The 19,461-nt window shown below is 57.0% G+C and carries 11 protein-coding genes; 5 read left to right on the forward strand and 6 right to left on the reverse strand.

What is annotated here, in order from left to right:
* The first annotated feature begins 2 nt into the window (after positions 1-2).
* Together CRO33_RS16150 and fepB are read left to right on the forward strand one after the other, a co-directional pair.
* Positions 3-938, forward strand: a complete 936-nt coding sequence (locus tag CRO33_RS16150; RefSeq protein WP_097118814.1) for an ABC transporter substrate-binding protein — start codon at positions 3-5, stop codon at positions 936-938.
* Between the two features lie 341 nt (positions 939-1,279).
* The gene (fepB, locus tag CRO33_RS16155) at positions 1,280-2,239 is read left to right on the forward strand and encodes a Fe2+-enterobactin ABC transporter substrate-binding protein (protein ID WP_255253284.1); all 960 of its coding nucleotides are present in this window, start codon (positions 1,280-1,282) and stop codon (positions 2,237-2,239) included.
* A 43-nt stretch (positions 2,240-2,282) separates the two neighbouring features.
* Here fepB and entS read toward each other — a convergent pair whose 3' ends face one another.
* The 4 genes from entS to fes all read right to left on the reverse strand — a co-directional run bounded on the left by entS (position 2,283) and on the right by fes (position 13,619).
* A complete protein-coding gene (entS, locus tag CRO33_RS16160) occupies positions 2,283-3,539 on the reverse strand; it encodes an enterobactin transporter EntS (RefSeq protein ID WP_097118816.1) in 1,257 nt (418 codons plus the stop codon).
* A 70-nt stretch (positions 3,540-3,609) separates the two neighbouring features.
* Entirely contained in the window at positions 3,610-11,994 is an 8,385-nt protein-coding gene (locus CRO33_RS16165) for an amino acid adenylation domain-containing protein (protein WP_097118817.1), read from the reverse strand.
* A 55-nt stretch (positions 11,995-12,049) separates the two neighbouring features.
* Positions 12,050-12,271, reverse strand: a complete 222-nt coding sequence (locus CRO33_RS16170) for an MbtH family protein (protein WP_097118818.1) — start codon at positions 12,269-12,271, stop codon at positions 12,050-12,052.
* Complete coding sequence (fes, locus tag CRO33_RS16175; RefSeq protein WP_097118819.1) at positions 12,264-13,619, reverse strand: enterochelin esterase; 1,356 nt, start codon at positions 13,617-13,619, stop codon at positions 12,264-12,266. Before fes ends, CRO33_RS16170 begins: the two co-directional genes overlap by 8 nt.
* A gap of 276 nt (positions 13,620-13,895) precedes the next feature.
* Between fes and CRO33_RS16180 the strand changes: the two genes are divergently transcribed.
* Both CRO33_RS16180 and CRO33_RS16185 read left to right on the forward strand, forming a co-directional pair.
* The gene (locus tag CRO33_RS16180) at positions 13,896-16,085 is read left to right on the forward strand and encodes a TonB-dependent siderophore receptor (RefSeq protein ID WP_097118820.1); all 2,190 of its coding nucleotides are present in this window, start codon (positions 13,896-13,898) and stop codon (positions 16,083-16,085) included.
* A 185-nt stretch (positions 16,086-16,270) separates the two neighbouring features.
* Positions 16,271-16,729 (forward strand): hypothetical protein, encoded by a 459-nt coding sequence (locus tag CRO33_RS16185; RefSeq protein WP_097118821.1) that lies wholly within the window; start codon positions 16,271-16,273, stop codon positions 16,727-16,729.
* Positions 16,730-16,767: 38 nt separating this feature from the next.
* On the opposite strand, the gene CRO33_RS16190 is transcribed toward CRO33_RS16185, so the two are convergent.
* Positions 16,768-17,397 (reverse strand): LysE family translocator, encoded by a 630-nt coding sequence (locus tag CRO33_RS16190; RefSeq protein ID WP_097118822.1) that lies wholly within the window; start codon positions 17,395-17,397, stop codon positions 16,768-16,770.
* A gap of 75 nt (positions 17,398-17,472) precedes the next feature.
* Positions 17,473-18,222, reverse strand: a complete 750-nt coding sequence (locus CRO33_RS16195) for a YoaK family protein (protein ID WP_097118823.1) — start codon at positions 18,220-18,222, stop codon at positions 17,473-17,475.
* A gap of 218 nt (positions 18,223-18,440) precedes the next feature.
* Here CRO33_RS16195 and CRO33_RS16200 point away from each other — a divergent pair, with 218 nt between their 5' ends.
* Positions 18,441-19,343 (forward strand): lipid kinase, encoded by a 903-nt coding sequence (locus CRO33_RS16200; protein ID WP_097118824.1) that lies wholly within the window; start codon positions 18,441-18,443, stop codon positions 19,341-19,343.
* Positions 19,344-19,461 lie beyond the last annotated feature (118 nt).

Here is a 19,461-nt window from a genome sequence, read left to right on the forward strand (position 1 = left end):
CCTTGAACACCCTACGTAACGCGATTACCGCTTTGCTGCTGCTGGCGACCACCAGCGCGCACGCCGAACAAAAAGTTCGCCTGCTGCTCGACTGGTTTGTGAACCCTAACCATGCAGCCATTTTTGCCGCGCAGTACAGCGGCGCTTTCAAGAAGGAAGGGCTGGATGTCGAGATGATCGCCCCGGCTGATTCGGCGTCGGTGCCGCTGCTGCTGGCGGCAGGCAAGGCCGATCTGGCAATCAGCTACCAGCCACAGCTTTACACGCTGGTAGAGAAGGATGTTCCGGTGATCCGCGTGGGCACGCTGATTGGTCAGCCGCTGAATACGCTGACCACCGTGTCCAGCGATATCCATTCGCTCAAAGATTTAGCGGGTAAAACGCTGGGTTACGCGGTGCCAGGATCGGAAGATGTGGCGATCCGCAATATGCTGAAATCGCAGGGCGTGGATGTCAATTCGGTGAAATTAATCAGCCTGAATATGGATTCCACTTCGGCGCTGCTGACGCACAAAATCGATGGCGCGATGACCATTTTCCGCAATTACGAGCTGATCGATTTGCAGGATAAGGGCGCGAAGCCGGTGGTGTTTAAACCCGAAGATTATGGTGTGCCCGCTTATGATGAGCTGATCATTCTGGCGAACAACAAGAGCGCCGCCCAGGACAAGCGTATTCCGGCATTCTTACGCGGTCTGGACGCGGGTGTGGTGTGGTTGCGTGCGCATCCGGAAGAAGCCTGGAAGGCGTTTATTAAGCAGTATCCTGAGCTGAACACCAAACTCAATCATCAGGCCTGGGAAGCGACATTGCCGCTGTTTGATGGGCACAGCGCCACCTTTGATAAAGCAAGGTATCAGGCGTTTGGTGAATATATGAAAGCCAACGGGCTGATCAAAGATGTGGCGCCGATGACGCGCTACTCGCTGGAGCAGTAATCGCCTTGCGGGCTGGTTAATTAGCTGGCCCGCAACACACTTTCATCTTTCATCCTTTATGCTCTAACCTGCAGAACGCAGAACGCAGAACGCAGAACGCAGAACGCAGAACGCAGAACGCAGAACGCAGAACGCAGAACGCAGAACGCAGAACGCAACCACTAGCCCATTCGGCACGACCACTCAATCTTCATCCGCACTTCAGCATCAAATTTCACCAATCACCAACCCTCAACCACTCCTCGGCAACCTTCCTCGGCCCTGGCCACCAAATCCTCTTGCACCCCATCTTTATTTTGATAATGATATCCATTCTCAATTATCAAGTGATGGATAACCTGATGCGTCTGCCCGTTCTGGCTTTACTCTTCTGCCTCATTTCCGTGTTTAACCAGGCTACCGCCGCTGAAAATTCAGCCAGCTGGCCTCGCACCATACCCACTCCGCAAGGCCCATTCACCTTACAGCAGCCACCGCAGCGCATTGTCTCTACCAGCGTGACGTTGAGCGGCAACTTACTGGCGATTAACGCGCCGCTGATTGGTTCTGGCGCCACCAGTCGCAACAGCAGCGTGTCCGATGCCCAGGGCTTCTTTACCCAGTGGGGGGAGGTCGCCAAAGCACGTCACGTCAAGCCGCTCTATGTTTCCCAGCCCAACGCGGAAGCGATAGCCGCGGAGGCACCAGACCTGATCGTTATCGCGGCGACCGGTGGGGACTCTGCGCTGAAACTCTACGATCAGCTGAAAACCATCGCGCCCGTGCTGGTGGTTGATTACGGTGATAAGAGCTGGCAGGCGCTGGCGTTGCAGTTGGGTCACATCACCGGTCACGAAGCGGAGGCGAAACAGGCAATCGCGCAGTTTGACCAACGCGTCGAGACACTGCGCAGCAGAATTACCCTGCCGCCGCAGCCGACCTCTGCGATTGTTTATTACGAAGATGGGCGGGGCATGAATGTGTGGACGCCAGCTTCGGCGCAGGGAGAGTTACTGAAAGCGTTGGGCTTTACGCTGGCGATGCCGCCTGCCAACTTGCAGGGCAGTACCAGCATGGGCAAACGCAACGACATCATTCAACTTAACGGCGAAACGATGGCGGATGGCGTCACCGGCAATACGCTGTTGCTGTTCGCCGCCGATGAAAAAACGGTGCCGCAGGTGGCGAAGAATCCCTTCCTCGCACATCTACCCGCCGTGCAGCATCACGATATTTTTGCCATGGGCAACGATACCTTCCGCCTCGATTACTACAGTGCCAGCAATATGCTCAGCAGCATTGAACGGCAGTTCGTACACTAATCGGCAGCAATATACTCAGCAGCATTGAACGGCAGTTCGTGCACTAAGCAGCGGCTTGCTCAGTGGCCGGTGGTTCTTGCTGCAGCTGTGCCGAGCGCAAACCGCGTGCGGCCAGCGCGACCAGCAGCAGTAAACCCGCCGCCACGCCGCCGAACCACAGCACGCTGTTGAGCGCTGTCAGCATGCGTGCTAGTGCACCCAGCCCCAGCGCACCCAGCGAATCGCCTGTCACGTCCTGCGCGGTGCCCAAACTGTTGACTCGGCCCAGCAAAGCGTCCGGCGTATGGTGCTGAATCAAAATAAACTGCAGCAGGGAAGCGATAGCATTGCTGTAGCCATAAGCCACCAACGCCAGCAACGCCGGAATCAGTTGGCTATACAGCCCCAAAGAAGCGATGCAACCGAAGGCAGCCAGTGCACTTACCAGCAACACCAGACCAGGTCGTGACAACTGTCGCACCCAGCCGCTGGTGAATGCGCCGATCATCGCACCCAGCGGCACGGCGGAATACATCAGCCCGAGCGCCGAAGCATCAACCTGCCACGTTTGCGCCAGTGCCGGGAACAGGATGCGTACCGCGCCCACCATACTCAATAGTAAGCCGACCAGTACGGCGGCACCCACCACGTTGTGCCGGCAGACAAACTGAATGCCGCTGGCGAGCGCGCGCAAAGGGTGTTCAGGCTCCTGCTGCTCCGGTTTCATCGCGGGCAACCGCACCAGCGGGATCAGTGTCGCCAGCGTGCCGAGGGCGGCCACGGCAAAGGCCCAGCCGACGCCCGCCGCCACGATGATCATGCCACCCAGCGCCGGAGACAAGATCGCCCCCAGTCGCACGGTTAACATGCTCAACGCACCGGCTTCCGCCAGATGCTCGCGTCCCACAATTAACGGAATCACCGCCATCAGCGCCGTCATGCCCAGTGCACCAAAAAATCCGTCCCAGAAGGCGAGGAAATAGAGCGCCCACAATGAAGGGGCAGGACTAAACGCGTTCAGGCTCAGCAACACAAAACCGATACCACAGGTGCCACGCGCAAACAGGATCAGCTTGCGGCGATCATAACGATCCGCCAGCACGCCCCCGAGCAGCAGGCCAATAAACATGCCGATACCATCCAGCATCACGGCGACGCCGACCTGCAAGGTCGAGCCGGTCATGGCCTGAATCTGGATCGGCACGCCCACTGCCAGCATGCCCAGCGCAAATACGGATAGCATGCGGGCGCAGAAGATAGCGCGAAACGCGGCGTTGTTTTTCAGCAGGCTGAAATCAAGAAAAATTGAAGGCTTAGCCATAAATATCCATTGTTAAAACGAGCAGGGGCGCACATCAGTGCGCCCACATTAAGTGGCCAAAGGCCGGGTGTTATGAGCGACTCTCAGATAACAAACGATTGATCAGCGGACCCAGCACTTTCAGCGAGGTGGCAGACAAAATGTCAGCGTGCTCGCAATCCAGCGGCCAGATTTCCAGGTCTGAAACAAACGGTTTCCAGGTCGCCGGCACATCCATGTCGGCAGGCAGGGTTTTCTCCGCCATAAACAGCGTGGCTTTACCGGCATAACGCGGCGTACGCGCTTCCGCCAGCCGTGCGACTGCGTCCTTGTAGTTGGCGACGATGGTGCTAAACATCGCGGCTTTCTCGGCACGTAACAGGGAATCGCGCTCATCTTCAGTAGCAGCCATAAACTCGGCCTGTTCCCGCGCCACTTCCTGCTCCGCCTCTTCAGCATCGGGCGTGCGCCAGTCCTGTCCTTCGGCCGGGTAAGTATCCAGCAGACCAAGGAAGGCCACGCTTTCGCCATTGGCCTGCAGGCGCGCCGCAATGCCTTGTGCCAGCGTGCCGCCCAACGAGTAGCCCAGCAGGAAATAAGGCCCATGCGGCTGCTGCTCGCGAATCACAGCCAGATGGCGATCGCACATGGCTTCTAGACTTGTACAGGCTGCGATAACACCCGCCGGGCGCGGTGATTGCAGCCCCACAATCGGGAAATCGCCGTCGAGATAGTGCAGCAGCGCGCTGTACTGCCAGGCGAACCCTGATGCCGGATGGATGCAGAACAGCGTCGGCCCCTGACCGGCACGCAGTGGCAGCAGTTCCCCGTTGCCGCTGCTGTCGCTGGCATCGCCTGATAACAGCGCTGCCAGTTTCTCCACGCTGCGTGCGGCGATGATCTGTCCGACACTCACCGGCTGCGCTACACGGCGGCGCATTTCTGCTGCCAGTCGCATCGCCAGCAGTGAATGACCGCCCAGTGCGAAGAAATCGTCGTCGGCATACACCTGCTCACATCCCAGTAGCTGCTGGAACAGTTCTACCAGCATCTGCTCGTGAGGCGTTTCCGGCAGACGGCCAGCCTGCGTGCTGCGTTGCGGCATCGGCAGGGCTTTACGATCCAGTTTGCCGTTGGCGCTGAGGGGCAAATCGTCCAGCAGCAGATAGCTCACCGGCTGCATATGGGCAGGCAGGCGGGTGCTCAACTGCTGTTTAATTTGATCGATATCCAGTACCACGCCAGGTTGTGCTACCAGCCAGCCGAGCAGCTGGCGATTATCGACGCCCGCCGCCGCCTGTTGTGTCAAATTGCGCGCAGCCACGACTGCTTGCGCCACGCCCGGCAATGCCACCAACGCCTGCTCAATTTCACCCGGTTCGATACGTTGTCCGCGCATCTTTAACTGATCGTCGCTGCGCCCCAGATACTCTACGGCGCCATCCTCACGCCAGCAGGCGATATCACCGGTTCGGTACATACGTTCGCCATCAGCAAACGGAGCGGCAATAAAGCGCTGCGCGGTAAGATCGGCGCGATGCAAATAGCCATCTGCCAGCTGGATGCCGCTGAGATAAAGATCGCCCGGCACGCCGACCGGCACCGGGCGCAGCAGGTTATCGAGGATATGCAGTTGGGTGTTCCACACCGGACGACCAATCGGCACGCCGGGGCCATTCAGGCCTTCGAGCGCGCTACCGCTGGCGGGTTGCCATGTGACATCCACGGCGGCTTCGGTCGGGCCGTACAGATTATGCAGCGGAGCGGCGATCACCTGCTGATAGCTGCGCGCCAGATCGCAGGCCAGCGCTTCTCCGCTGCAAAATACGCGGCGCAGTGAAGCGCAGGCGCGATCGGTGTGCGTACTGACATGCCCGACAAAGGCGGCCAGCATCGACGGAACGAAGTGCAGGGTGGTGACCTGATAATCGTCAATCAACTGCCACAGCGCCTGTGGATCGCGATGGGCATCCGGTGGCGCCATCATCAACTGCGCGCCGGTCATCAATGGCCAGAAGAACTCCCACACCGAAACATCAAAGCTGCACGGCGTTTTCTGCAACACCACATCGTCGCTGCGCAGTGGATAGCTGGCCTGCATCCAGCGCAAGCGGTTAACGATGGCGCGTTGATTGACTACCACGCCTTTCGGCTTGCCGGTGGAACCTGAGGTGTAAAGCACATAAGCCGGGCGCTGCGCGTCGGGTTTAGGCAATGGATGACGTGCTACCGTCTGTGCGCTGGCAAGGCGATCAAACATCATCAGCGTGCCAAAGTCAGCAAAACGATTTTCCAGCGCCGACTCGGTGATCACCACCCACGGTCGTGCATCGTCCACCATGTACGCCAGACGTTCATCGGGATAACCAATATCCAGTGGCAACCAGGCTGCGCCTGCCTGCAAGATGGCGGTAAGGGCAATACTCAGACGAACCGAACGCGGCAAGGCAACGGCAACGATATCGCCTGGCATCACGCCCGCTTCGATCAGTCGATCGGCCAGCAATGTGGCCTGACGCTGCATCTCGCGGTAGCAGAGCTGATGCTCAACATCACACAGCGCCAGCGCGTCCGGTGTGCGTGCGGCTTGCTGGGCGATGGCTTGTTGTAGGGTTTCATTTTCCAGCTGCACGCCGGTGTTATTGACCCACTCGAGCAGCGATTGCTCGGCGAGGGTTTGCAAACGCCACTGCGTTAACGGCAGATCTGGTGTGGTCACCAGCTGCTGTAACAGCAGCAACAGGCGTTCAGCCAGACGGTCGGCATCGGTGACGCAAGCGCGGTATTCCATTAATAGCGTCAACTGTTCACCCGGCAGCACCAGCAGCGTCAACGGATAATGGGTATAGCCGCGGTTGTGGATCGCGTCGCAGCGCACCTTCGCGTTGGCGTCGAGTAATGTCTGATTATCAGGATAGTTCTCCACCACCAGCAGGGTATCAAATAGCGTACCCGCACCCGCCAGCTGTTGGATTTCAGCCAGTCCAAGGCAATCCTGCTCAATCAGCTGGATCTGACGATTTTGGTGCGCGGCTAACTGCTCCAGCAACGGGCGTTGAGTATCAAACCGCACGCGCACCGGCAGCGTGTTACTGAACAGACCGACATGTTGATCGATCCCTTCAATCTGGCCGAAACGACCTGAAACCGGCGCGCCAAATATCACGTCCTGCTGACCACTGGCAATCGACAACATCATGCCCCACAGGCCCTGCATCACGGTGTTGAGGGTCAATCCGCGAGTGCGGCACAGCGCATAGAGTTCGCGCTCCAGCGAGGCGTCCAGCGTAATGCGTTTTTCCTGAACAGCACTCTCGGCGGCATTGGGATATAGCAATGTGGGCCGCACGTCGCGCAGACATTCTTGCCACTGCTGGCGAGCCTGATGCTCATCACGCTGGCTAAGCTGGCGCACGATGTCGGCATAATGGGTGCGTTGGGCGGCCAGCGGCTGTTGACGCAATGCGCTAAGTAAATCGTTTAAAATCACCGGCGTTGACCAGCCATCCACCACCAGATGATGCGCATTGAGCAGCAGCGTCCAGCGTGCTTCATGGCGATGCGGGATCAGCGTCGCCTGCAACATCACCGGCTGCCGGAACAGATCCTGTGACAGCGCCAGATGTTCAGTGGCGTCAATATCCTCGACTTCCAGCACCTGTAGCGGCCAATGCATATCGCCTTCCGGCAGCAACTGCAAGGGTTGCAGACTGAGTTCGCTATCAAACCTGGCGGCGAGCTGCGGATGGCGCTGCAACACCTGATTGAGCGCCTGCTGCACCGATGCTACCGACACATCACCGCTGAGGGTTAATCGCGTCAGTGAGTTATAGCTGCCTTGCGCGCCACTGGTCTGCGCGTGGAACAGTAATCCTTTCTGCAACGGCAGCAGCGGCAAGACGTGGCTAAAGGCCCCGTGACGTGCGCGTAAACGTTGCAGCAGCGCATCATCAACGCCTTCAAGATTGATTTCCGCAGCGACCAGCGTGTTGGCGGCCTGCTGTGGCTGTTGCTCTGCGAAGTGGTAAAGCTGTTGCGCACCCAGAGCGATGGCCTGATGCAGTTGCTCAATCTGATCGGCATGCAAGACGCCCTCCGCCCAGCTCCAGTTCAGCGCCAGCTGCTGGTCATCAACAAACACGTTGAGTTCCAGTGCGTGCTGTAACGGCATGGCATCGTCCTGAATCACCGCAAAAGTGTCGCGGAACTGCTGCGCGGTCCGCTGAGGCTGCCAGTGACCGGCGGATTGCGTGAAGCGGCCGAGATAATTGAACAGCACCTGTGGCGCATGGTCGGCGGCCAGTTTCGCCAACGTAATGCCACGGTGGGCATCCAGCCAGCGCAGTTGGCCATAACCGATGCCGCGATCCGGCACGGCACGCAGCGCGGATTTTACCGCGCGCACGCTGTCATTGAGGTCGGCCGAAGCAGGCAGGGCGAGCAGCAGAGGAAACTCCGCTGTCAGCCAGCCCACCGTGCGCGCCACATCCTGATGATCGTGCAACTCGGCACGGCCGTGTGACTCCAGCGTCACGCGTTGTAACGCACTGCCGTTCATGCTGCGCAGCGCCAGTGAGAGCAGCGTCAGCAGTAACTCTTCGCTGGTGGCACGGAATTGCTGCGGCAGGGTATGTAGCAAGGCAGAGCTGGTGGCCACATCCAGCAGGGTGCGCTGATGCAAGACACGCTCGTTACCCGTTAAGGCTCGCTCACCCAGCGCCGGCAGCGGTTGTTCCAGCATGCGTTGCCAGAACGGCATTTCGCTGGCGCGTGACGCCAGGTTGGCCATTAGCGTAGCGGACCAGTCATGCAGCGAGGTTTCTTCAGCGGGCAAGGTGATCGGTGCACCGCTTAGCAGTGCATCACCGGCCTGTTGCAGTTCATCCAGTAATACTCGCCATGACACGCCATCCACCACCAGATGGTGCAGCGTTAACACCAATCCGCAGCTTGCCCCTTGTGTCTGAAGCAGGGTTGCCTGTAGCAATGATCCTGTCGCCGGATCGAGGCGTGCTGCATCGTCACGGAAGGCCTGATCGGCGGCCTGGTCACGTGCTGACACTTCGATAACACGACAACGCGCAGGGCGCGCAGAGAGCGATTCGCCCACCACTAACTGCTTATCACGCGTGAAGGCGTTGAGGGCTGGATGTGTGTTGGTAAGCTGTTCAATCAGCTGTTCCAGCTGCGCGAGTTGCAGCTCTGGCGGCACCGACAGCAGCACGCCGTGGGCGAAGCGCGCGTTAATGCCCGCCTGCGCATGGAACCAGTGCAGAATCGGCAGACCACCAATCGCGCCCTGTTGCGACACGCGGGCATGTTGAGTGTGTTGCGTTAGAGGGGCGAGATCTTGCGCCATACGTGCGGCGGTGCGTTCGGCAAAAATGTCACGTGGGCGAAGCATATAACCAGCGCGGCGAGCGGCGGTGCTGAGGCCCATTGCCGAAATACTGTCACCACCGAGTGAGAAGAAGTCATCTTCTGCGCCGACGCTCTCCAGCCCGAGCAGGCTGGCCATCGCCTGGCAAATTAACGCTTCCTGCGGGGTGCGCGCCGCGCGGCTTTGCTGTTGCTGAGCCTGATGGGGTTTCGGCAGAGCCTGGCGGTCGATTTTGCCATTCACATTCAGTGGTAGGTCATCCAGCACCATCAGCACGGCTGGCAGCATATAGTCCGGCAACTGGCTACCCAACTGCGCCAGCAAGCGGTTGCTGATTTGCGGATCGGCGCGCAAGGCATCATCCTGCACCGAGCAGTAGCCAATCAGACGGTGCGTGGCGCCCATTACTTCGGCAATCACCACTGCGGTACTGACTTCGGGCAGCGCCACCAGCGCGTTTTCGATTTCACCGAGTTCGACGCGGAAACCGCGCACTTTGATCTGGTGATCCACGCGTCCGATAAACGCCAGTTGACCATCCTGACGCCAGCGCATCACATCGCCGCTGCGATACATCACCTCGCCTTCGCGGAAGGGGTTAGCCACAAAGCGCGCGGCTGTCAGATCCGGGCGGCGCAGATAGCCGCGCGCAATGCCGGTTCCGGAGATGTAGAGTTCGCCGGTGCAGCCAATCGGTACCGGACGCAGCTGGCTGTCGAGCAGATAAACCTGGCTGTTACCCACCGGGCGGCCAATTACCGACTGCGGAGAAGCCAGCACGCTGGCACCGAGGGTATCAATGGTGTACTCAGACGGGCCGTAGTAATTGTGGATTTCCATCTGATGCTGTTGCTGCATCAGTTTCCACAACGTCGGCGTGGCCGCTTCACCGCCAATCATGACAAACGCAGGGCGGTGGTTTTCCGCTTCCAGTAATCCGCTGTCGATCATCTGAGAGAAGAATGACGGCGTGATGTCCAGCAGATCGACCGGCACCGCGTTCATCTGCTGAATCAAACCCCAGGCATCGCGACGTAGTTCTTCGTCGAAGATATTTAGCTCGCAGCCCATCAGCATGCAGAACAGCGGTTCCCACGAAGAGTCGAATGAGAACGACGCGGTATGACCGGCGCGCATGCGGCGCGGGTTGCTGGCGTGGAAGCGGTCAATCGCCGGTCCAAACAGATGTTCGCGATGTGACAGGAACAGATTCAGCAATCCCTGATGTGTGCTCATCACGCCTTTTGGCCGGCCGGTGGATCCGGAGGTGTAAATCATATAGGCAAGATCGTCGCCGCACAGCAGAGTGCTCGGTACGCTGGTCGGCTGTGCCGCCATTTCGCTCTCCAGCTGATCGATGCACAGCGCGGGAAGGGCCGGCATCTGCGCCAGTGTCGTGGAGTGAGTCAGCAATAATGCGGGTTGCGCATCGTCACACATCAGTGCCAGACGTTCGCGTGGGTAGTCAAGATCCAGCGGCATGTAGGCCGCGCCGCTCGCCAGCACACCAAAGATGGCGACCAGCGAATCCACCGAGCGCGGAATACCCATCGCCACCACGTCGTCTGCTTGTAAGCCACGCGCCATCAAGGCATGTGCCAGTTGCATGGCGCGGTCGGTCAGCTGGCGATACGTCAGTGACTGTGTGCCACAGACGACTGCCGTCAGGTCAGCGCTTTGTGCCGTGCGTTGCAGCAGCATATCCACGATGGTGGTCGCCCCCGCAGGCGGGGTGATTTTCGGGCCAGTGGACCAGCGCTGTAAATCAGCCTGTTCGTCTGGAGCAATGATCGAAAGCGTATCCAGAGTGGCTTCGGGTTGTGCAGCGAACTGCGTGAGCAGATGACGAATACGGTCTGCGTGACGCTGTAACATTTGTGCGTCGTAGCGCGTCGGGTTAGCCACCAGTGTTAACTGCAATGCGCCATCACGGAAGCCCACTTCAAACTCGATATCGTCAACCGGGCCCATGGCTAAGGTGTGGGTCGCCGCCGGAATACCATCGAATTGCAGATCATCATGGTAGACCTTGACGTTGATCACCGGCCCATAAAGCTGTTGGCTGCTGCCGACCAAACCCAGATAGCGACGCAGTTGCTCTGCTTCATAGCGCTGATGACGGCGTGCTTTGCGGATTTCCGCTTGTACCTGCTGCACCAGCGCGGCTAAATCAGTGTGATGAGGGATGTCGAAGATCAGCGGCAGCACGTTGACCACCGGCCCCAACGCCGTCAGTGCCGCCGAGCCCATGCGGCGCATAAACGGAAAGCCAATCGCTAAGCGCGAGTTGTCGCTAATGCGCGCCAGATAAGCCACCAGCAGGGCACTGACAATATCGCCTTCGCTGCAATCCTGGAACGCCACGTGCTGGCGCAACGTTGTCAACTCCGGCAGCGCGACGTGGCAGCTGATCGGACGATCGCCAGCATCCGTTACGCTTTCACTGGAGAGCGTTAAAGTTTCGGGTAGTTCAGCCGCATAGGTCTGCCAGTGGCTGGCGGAACGGGCAAACGCCGGGGATACTCCCCACTGCTGATACTCATCAATCACCTCGCTAAACGGCGTGAAGGGTGAAAGTGAGGGTTCTTCGCCACGGCACAGTTCGGCATAGATGGCCGCCACGCGCTGCGTCAGCGCTTCGAAACTGAAGCCATCAACCAGCAGATGGTGATATCGCTGATACCACCACCAGCTGCCATCACCCACGCGCATTAACACGTGGCGATACAGCGGCTTATCACCGTCGGCCGCCAGTTCGGCGCGCAGATCGGCCTGCATCAGTTTATGCACCTGACCGGTGGCGTCCGCGCGCTGGCTGAAGTCATGCCACTCCGGCAGCACCAGTGCCTGCGCGCCAAACCATTGCGCGGGATTCCCGTTTTCATCAAGGCCAAAGCGTGCCTGCACGGTATCGGCTTCCGCCATCGTCTGGCGGATGGCGCTGTCCAGGGCGGCGCGGTTGATGTCGCCGTGCAGCACGCTGTAGTGCGCCACGGTAAATTGATTGCGCTGCTGCGCAATAGCGTCAGCGATCCAGATGCCGGGCTGAGCCGCCACCAAAGGATACGCAGGTGAATGCGTGATTAACGATGCCAAAGGAATGTTCCCGTCTAAAAAAATCGAAAAAAGGAAAAGTTAAAAAAGCGAAAAATTAATGTGCGCTGGACGACGTCTGTTGCGTCGCTGGTCGCATGTCCTGCCAGTGTGTTTCGATGTACTCAATCGCTGCGGCACGCGGCAGCGGACCCGCCACGTTTTGCCAGCCCGCAGGCACCTGAGCAAATGCGGGCCACAGGCTGTATTGCTGGCGCGCGTTGATCAGCACCAGAAAATCGAGCGCGTCGTTATCAAACGGATTTTTTTGTTCAGACATGGTGGTTACCTTTTGAGGTTGGGTCAGAGAGAAGATCGGCCAGCAGCCAGCGGCAGCCGTCGATCAAGCCGCCGCGCCAGCACAGCGCGTCGTGCCCTCCGGCGTAGCAGCGGAAAAACAGTTCATGTCCAGCGGCTTCTAGTGCGGGACGTATTTGTTGATTCACGAACAACATGTCCTGCTCGCGATCGCCGACTTCCTGGAAAATCTTCAACTTGCCAGCGGGCAGGGCGTTGTCCTGTAAGCGCTGCAACAGCAGACCCGGAGCGTGCCGTTCACGGTTAGCGTAATCGCGGATGTATTGCAGATGCGGCCACCAGAACGAGCCGGATTGCGTGAGGATGCGGCCAAAACGCTCTGGCCAATGCAGACCGGCGTACAGCGCCGCGAGGCCACCATAGCTTTGCCCCGCCACCAGCGTGCGGCAGCCATCGCTGCTGAACGCGGCATGCTGACGGGCCAGCGGCAACAGTTCCTGTTGCACCGCCTGCCAGAAGGTTTCGTTGCAGGGCAGCTCAACCTCGCGATGCTGGCTATCGATTACGTCGATAAACAACCAACAGGCAGGCGGCAGTTCGCCGGCATCGGTGACCTGATCGAGGGCGCTGAAAATCGGCTGTCCGTATACCCAATTCTGCCCATCCAGCAGAATCGCCAGCGGGCGCTGATCCGGTTGCGCAGTCTGTCCGGTGGTGTAAAGCCAGACGTGACGCGTGACGTTGAGCAGATCGCTGTGCCACTGCAAAGTTTGCAGGCCATCCGGCCAGGTTTCGGCTAAACCGGCATCCAGCTGTTGCCAGGCGGATTGATCAGGCGCCTCGGGCATATGCGCATTACTCAGCGCAAAGCGGCGGCTGCTCAGAAACGGGGGCGAAGGATTCAGCATGTCGGGGATCGCCAGTGGCATCAGCGAAATCCACCATTTGCGTTGCAGCACCCGGCAGGTTTCGTCACTGCCGCAGAACAGCGGGGGCAAATGCTCAGCGGTCACCGGGATCAGGCTATAGCTGCCGCGCCAGTCAGATTCGATCTGCGTCGACCAATGCCAGACATCGCTAAGACCGACGCGAACAAGGGATTCAGGCGCCTGGCTGTGATGATCGGTGACGCCATTTATATCGATATAGACCTTTTTGGTAGACGATAACTCGGAACGGCCTTCTGGATCGCGCCAGAAGAAATGCATGCGCGTTTCGCCATCAGCCTCATGCTCAATCACCGGCGTACCCGCCTTATGAAGCTGTTCCCACCAGCGATGGCTGCCGAGATCGTCCTGCTGTAACCACTGGGTAACTGTTCCAGTGGGCAACCAGATTTGCGTCATTTGTTCTGCATCGCTGAGAAACATCCTGCAATCTCTCTCCACATTTTCTTCAAAGACTTTACATTAACAAACGTAATGCAAATGCTATTGATAACGATTTACATTTGCAATATTATTTTTGCGCCGAATAAATCCCCTATTTTTCAGATGATTATTCTGAAATAGGCTTTTAAGGGGGATTTAGGGCCGCGTTTTGCGAGAGGAAGTTATATTTCAATCCGTTACAGCTTTCGCCGTTGGGTGGAGGGGAATGGACGGATTATTTCTTCGACAAGGCAGTTTGAAATAGAGATGGCAACTATGTCCGTTAAAGCAAAAAATTTAGCAATACCTGCTGTGGCACTTCCGTTCAGATTCTCCCGTCTCCACCTGTCACTGGCCTCAATTCTGCTGGTGGCGCCTGCCACTTTCAGCGTCGCGGCAGAAGAGACCATCACCGTGAATGCAGATGCGCGTGAAAGCGTGACGTCTCCACTGCAAGGCTATGTGGCGAAAGAGAGCGCTGCAGGTACCAAAACCTCAACGCCACTGCGTAAAACCCCGCAATCGATTTCGGTGATTACGCGTGAGCAGATGGACGATCAGGCAGCGCCGTCGGTGGCGGATGCTCTGAGCTACACCAGCGGCGTGCTGACCAACTACCGTGGCAACTCGAACCGTAACGATGAAATCATCGCGCGTGGTTTCCGCTATGCACCGAAATTCCTCGATGGCTTGAGCTATGGCTTATCCGGCCAGGCTGGCGCGGCAGGACAGATCGACCCATGGTTGCTGGAGCGTGTGGAGATGATTCATGGCCCGGCATCGGTGTTGTACGGCCAGGTGAACCCCGGCGGTGTCATCGCGATGACCAGCAAGCGCCCAACCGCGCAGAGCATTCATAAAGTTCAGCTCAGCACCGGTAATCAGCATCTGGGCGAAGCGGCGTTTGATTTCGGCGGCAAACTGAATGACGACAACACGCTGTTTTATCGTCTGAACGGTATTGCCAGCACCAAACATGAGTTCGTGAAAGATAACAAACAGCAGCGCATGGCGATTGCCCCCGCGCTGACCTGGCTGCCCAACGCGGACACCAGTTTCACCTTGCTGACCATGTATCAAAACGAGCCAAAGGCCGGATATCGTAACTTCCTGCCTGCCAACGGCACGCTGTTTAACACCAGCGCGGGCTACATTCCTTACGATTTCAACGTCAGCGATCCGAGCTTTAACGAAGCGAAACGCGAGCAGACTTCGGTTGGCTACATCTTCGAGCACAACTTCAACGACAACATCAGCTTCACGCAGAATATGCGTTACAGCAACATGGATGAGTCGTACAAATACCTGGTCTATACCTTCGATGTGGATGGCAGTGACCATCAGATCAACCGTCGCCCACAGCATGACAAAATTAAGTCCAAAGAACTGGGTATTGATAACCAGGTGAAAGCGACCTTCGATACTGGCAACGTTGCGCATACCGTGCTGGGCGGGCTGGATTACAAATGGAGCGATGTCGATAACAAACTGTGGCGCGACAGCGGTGATCAGTACATTCTCGACTGGGCGAATCCGACCAGCGTGACGATCAATGAGAGCGATCTGGCGTTGAACACCAGCACGCGCAAAAAGCTCGATCAGGTTGGCGTGTATTTGCAGGATCAGCTGGAATGGAATCAATGGAATCTGCTGCTGTCCGGTCGCCAGGACTGGTCAGAAGTGCGCACGCAGGATCGCATTGAGAACACCTCCACCCAGCAAAATGACAGCAAGTTCACCGGCCGTGCCGGTCTGTTGTACGCCTTCGATAATGGCCTGTCGCCGTATATCAGCTACAGCACCTCGTTCGAACCGAATCTGAGCACCGGGGCGCCGGGTAGCGATCCGTTCGCACCGACTACGGGTGAACAGACGGAGATCGGTATCAAATATCAGCCAGTGGGTTGGGATGCAGTGTTCACCGTTTCCGCGTTTGATATCACGCAGAAAAACATCACCTCTTACAACAGCGAACTGGGTTACAACGAGCAGATCGGTAAGGTGAAGTCCAAAGGTATCGAGACGGAAGCGCACGCGCAAATTACCCCCGAAATTAAGGTGATGGCGGCTTATACCTTTACCGATGCAGAAACCAAAGAGAGCAACACCGCGGCGCAGGTTGGCAAAACGCCTTCCAGCATTCCGCGTCATGCCGCATCTGCCTGGGGTAGCTACAGCTTCCTTGATGGTGCGCTGAACGGACTGACGCTCGGTAGCGGCGTGCGTTACACCGGCACGGCTTGGGCGGATTCCATCGGTCAGGACAAGGTTCCACACTACACGTTGTATGACGTGATGGCGAAATATGAGCTGGGCGAAGCGGCGAATTCACTGCGTGGCACCACGCTGCAGCTGAACGTGAACAACGTGGCCGACAAGCACTATGTTGCCTCCTGCAGCAACACCAGCGCGTGCTTCTACGGCAGCGGTCGTTCGATTGTGGCGTCTGTCAGCTACAGCTGGTAAGCGTGATAAGGCAGGGCGTCCTTGCGGGTGCCCTGGTTTTATCCATTTGCATTCCGTGCTGTGTTCCTGCAGATGAAACACCTGGAGACAGGTTTTCGGATAATACTGGATTTGTGTGACTGTCATCACTCCGCGAGGCACGCTAAAATGATCGCTTCTCATTTAGCAAAAGGTTTTTCGTCACGATGTTTTCGCGTTTCACTTTGGCCGCTCTGACGGCCGCACTCATGCTTACCGGTTGTGCACGTCACGCCGCAGACAGCAACGCTACCGCGCAAGCTGACGCTCCAGCAGCGGCGCCCATCGAGAATGACAACATTCCTTCCCAGTTTGATAGCGGCCCGACCGTGATCAACGTTTCTCATCTGATCACGCGTACCGATGACGGGTCTTCCGTTTACGTGACGGTAGATGGTCAGGATGCCGGGCTGCTGCAAAAAGGCGAGAATAAAGAGATCCGCGTCAGTGAAGGCAAACACCAGGTCGGTGGTTACGTGCAGACGCTGTTTGGTTTTGGCAAGGTGACCATCGCATCGGTGGATGTGACCACCGACACCAAAGGCCCAAAAAACGTGGTTTATTCGGTGACGCGTCAGAAGCCGACCTTTAGCGAAACCCAGGCCGCTGCGCCAAACAACTCCTGATTTGCAAGCGGTGCTGCGCTTGCCAGCACCGCCCCCGTTTAATTCCGGCTAAACACCAGTTTCAATCCCGCAACGGCGAAGCAGCAGGCCAGCAGCGCATCCAGCCCACGGCGGATACGGCGATAAAATGCCGCCATCACCGCAGTGGAGAACAGCACGGCATAGCCGCAAAACACCAGCACGCAGATTGTGGCACAACCGGCGATGATCATCGGTAAGGTTGAAGTCGCTGCATCCGGTTTCAGTGCCACCGACATGATCGCCACCCAGGTCAAAATCGCCTTGGGATTACCGACGTGCATCAAAATCCCCTGACGAAACAGCCTGGCAAAGGCGACTTTATCGCCGTTGGCGCTGAATTCATTCGCATCAGGACGGCGTAAAGCCGATTTACCCGCCTTATAGGCCAGCCACAGCAGATATAAGCCACCGCCGATTTTCAGCACAATCAAGAGCTGAGCAAAGGTTGCCAGTACGGTTAACACGCCGCAGGCTGCCAGCAGCGCCCACATCATCGAACCGCTGATCACACCACTTGCCAGCGCCAGTGCGGCACCGCGTCCTTTCTTCATCGCCGTGCCCATGATCGCCATATTGCTCGGGCCAGGGCTGGCGGTGGCAACAAAATAGGTGGTGTAGATTAAAATCAATTCGTGTGAAAGCGCCATGTCGTCCTCTGAGATGAGATTGTCCTGCTTTTGTTATATCGCCTGCATCGTAGAGTGACTACTGCTAATTCCGTTTTAAGAAGGAATTGCTTTGGCGTAACCGCGACGCTTCACTTTATAAAGCGTGAAAATAATCGAAAGCGTGGCAATCACCACCAGAATCAATCCGGGGCCAATCAGCGATCCGAAGCCTAACGCATTGAAGATCAGCAGGCCGACAATGCCACCGGTCAGGAAGGAGAAAATGGTCACCAGATGGGTATTCAGCTGCTGTTTAAAGGCACGGATGTTTTTGGAGGGATCGCGGCGTAATAATGCAACAAATACCGAACCGATTGAAATGCCTGCATCTGTCAGCGTGCCGGTAATATGGGTAGAACGAACGCGACCGTTGGAAAGTTGCGTTGAGGTGGAATTGTGCACACCCATTAAAAATGCCAGCAGTAATAATATTTCTGCGTTATTATTCGATGAGAAATAATAGATCTCGAACAGCGACGTCAATATTAATAACACGCCTTCAACCAATAGAATGCAGCTAAATATGGTGCGTAGCCCATTAATTACGCCAAGCACCACCGAAATCCTTGCCACCACCGCACCGGTGACAAAGGCACCAATCATGGCAATGAAGACTTTAAGATTACGTATATCCATCTCATTCAAATCGCTGGATATTTGTGCGATGTTGCCGGACATATGCGAGGGGAAAAAGCCAAAAGCGGCTAACGCCATGGCGTTCAATAATCCCGCTGATGTGGCCAGGCACAGGGCGAGATTACGATCTTCAACGTGTGTCCTGGTGCGCTTCAGTTTTATCAGCATAATTCACCCTTGCTCATTGAGAGTATTGTGATAACGCAATGCGTCAAATCTGGTGTTCGCCAGTGAATAAGTGAAGCACAAAAATCTTAAGGGGATCTTAATAACTTTCAGATATAGATAAATCTTATTATGGGTGTAAAGATATCTAAGGAAGATTGCCAGTTGCGTTATCTCTGTTTACTTTGGCCTGATGCATTTAATTTCAGGGAAATATCGCAATGACCCATTCTGGTGCTCAACCTGAGCAGCGGCGCGCGCTACTGCTGGTCAATCGTCGGGCACGTCGCGGTGCGCAGTGGGCGGATCTGGCACATCAGCAATTATCGGCAGCAGGCTATTCCCTGATTACCCCGCACGAAGATGATGAACGCAGTTACAGTGAATTGATTCTGGCGCATCAGCATCAGGTGGATGTGGTGATTGTCGGCGGCGGCGATGGCACGCTGAATGCGGCGGCACCAGGGCTGATGCAATCCCGCTTGCCGCTGGGCATTTTACCGCTCGGCACGGCGAATGACTTTGCCCGTACATTAGGCATTCCTTTTAATGTGGATGCAGCAATCAACATCATCGTCACAGGGCACACGCGGCGTATCGATCTGGGTGAAGTCAACGGCCATCTGTTTTTGAACGTGTCCAGCGTAGGCTTCTCTGCCAGTCTGGCACGCAATCTCACCGCAGCAGCCAAGAAAAAGTGGGGCACAGCGGGTTATGCGCTGGCCGCATTACGTCTGCTGCGGCAAAGCCGCCCGTTCAGCGCCATGCTGCATTATGATGGCCAGCAGGAAGCAATTAAAACGGTGCAATTTTCGGTGGGCAACGGCCGCTTTTACGGCGGTGGGATGACGATAGACAAGGATGCTGCACCCGATGATGGTCGTCTGGATGCTTATAGCCTGGAAGTGCGTCACTGGTGGCAAATTCTGGCGCTTTTTCCTTCCTTGCGCCGTGGCACGCATGGTCGCTGGGGCAGCGTGCGTACGCTGAGCGGCACTCAATTTAGCCTGCACACCCGGCGTACGCATGACATTAATGCTGATGGGGAAATTATTGGCCGCACGCCTGCGCACTATCGTTTAATTGAGGGGGCGATTTCGGTATTAGCACCAGATAAACCTTAACAATTCACTATGCTGGAACGTTAATATCGGCTGATGAGAGTGTGCCACTATTCTGAATATCCAGAACTCATTTCATTTAAGTCAATAATCAGTTCGTTAAGGTGTTCCTCTTTTTACC

Source organism: Pantoea sp. GL120224-02 (assembly GCF_900215395.1).
GTDB classification, from domain to species: domain Bacteria; phylum Pseudomonadota; class Gammaproteobacteria; order Enterobacterales; family Enterobacteriaceae; genus Pantoea; species Pantoea communis.

Bases quoted from the DNA above. Each gene is read 5' to 3' on its own strand.
- fepB (WP_255253284.1), top strand. From the start codon at position 1,280: ATGCGTCTGCCCGTTCTGGCTTTACTCTTCTGCCTCATTTCCGTGTTT.
- entS (WP_097118816.1), bottom strand. From the start codon at position 3,539: ATGGCTAAGCCTTCAATTTTTCTTGATTTCAGCCTGCTGAAAAACAAC.
- CRO33_RS16170 (WP_097118818.1), bottom strand. From the start codon at position 12,271: ATGTCTGAACAAAAAAATCCGTTTGATAACGACGCGCTCGATTTTCTG.
- fes (WP_097118819.1), bottom strand. From the start codon at position 13,619: ATGTTTCTCAGCGATGCAGAACAAATGACGCAAATCTGGTTGCCCACT.
- CRO33_RS16180 (WP_097118820.1), top strand. From the start codon at position 13,896: ATGTCCGTTAAAGCAAAAAATTTAGCAATACCTGCTGTGGCACTTCCG.
- CRO33_RS16185 (WP_097118821.1), top strand. From the start codon at position 16,271: ATGTTTTCGCGTTTCACTTTGGCCGCTCTGACGGCCGCACTCATGCTT.
- CRO33_RS16190 (WP_097118822.1), bottom strand. From the start codon at position 17,397: ATGGCGCTTTCACACGAATTGATTTTAATCTACACCACCTATTTTGTT.
- CRO33_RS16195 (WP_097118823.1), bottom strand. From the start codon at position 18,222: ATGCTGATAAAACTGAAGCGCACCAGGACACACGTTGAAGATCGTAAT.
- CRO33_RS16200 (WP_097118824.1), top strand. From the start codon at position 18,441: ATGACCCATTCTGGTGCTCAACCTGAGCAGCGGCGCGCGCTACTGCTG.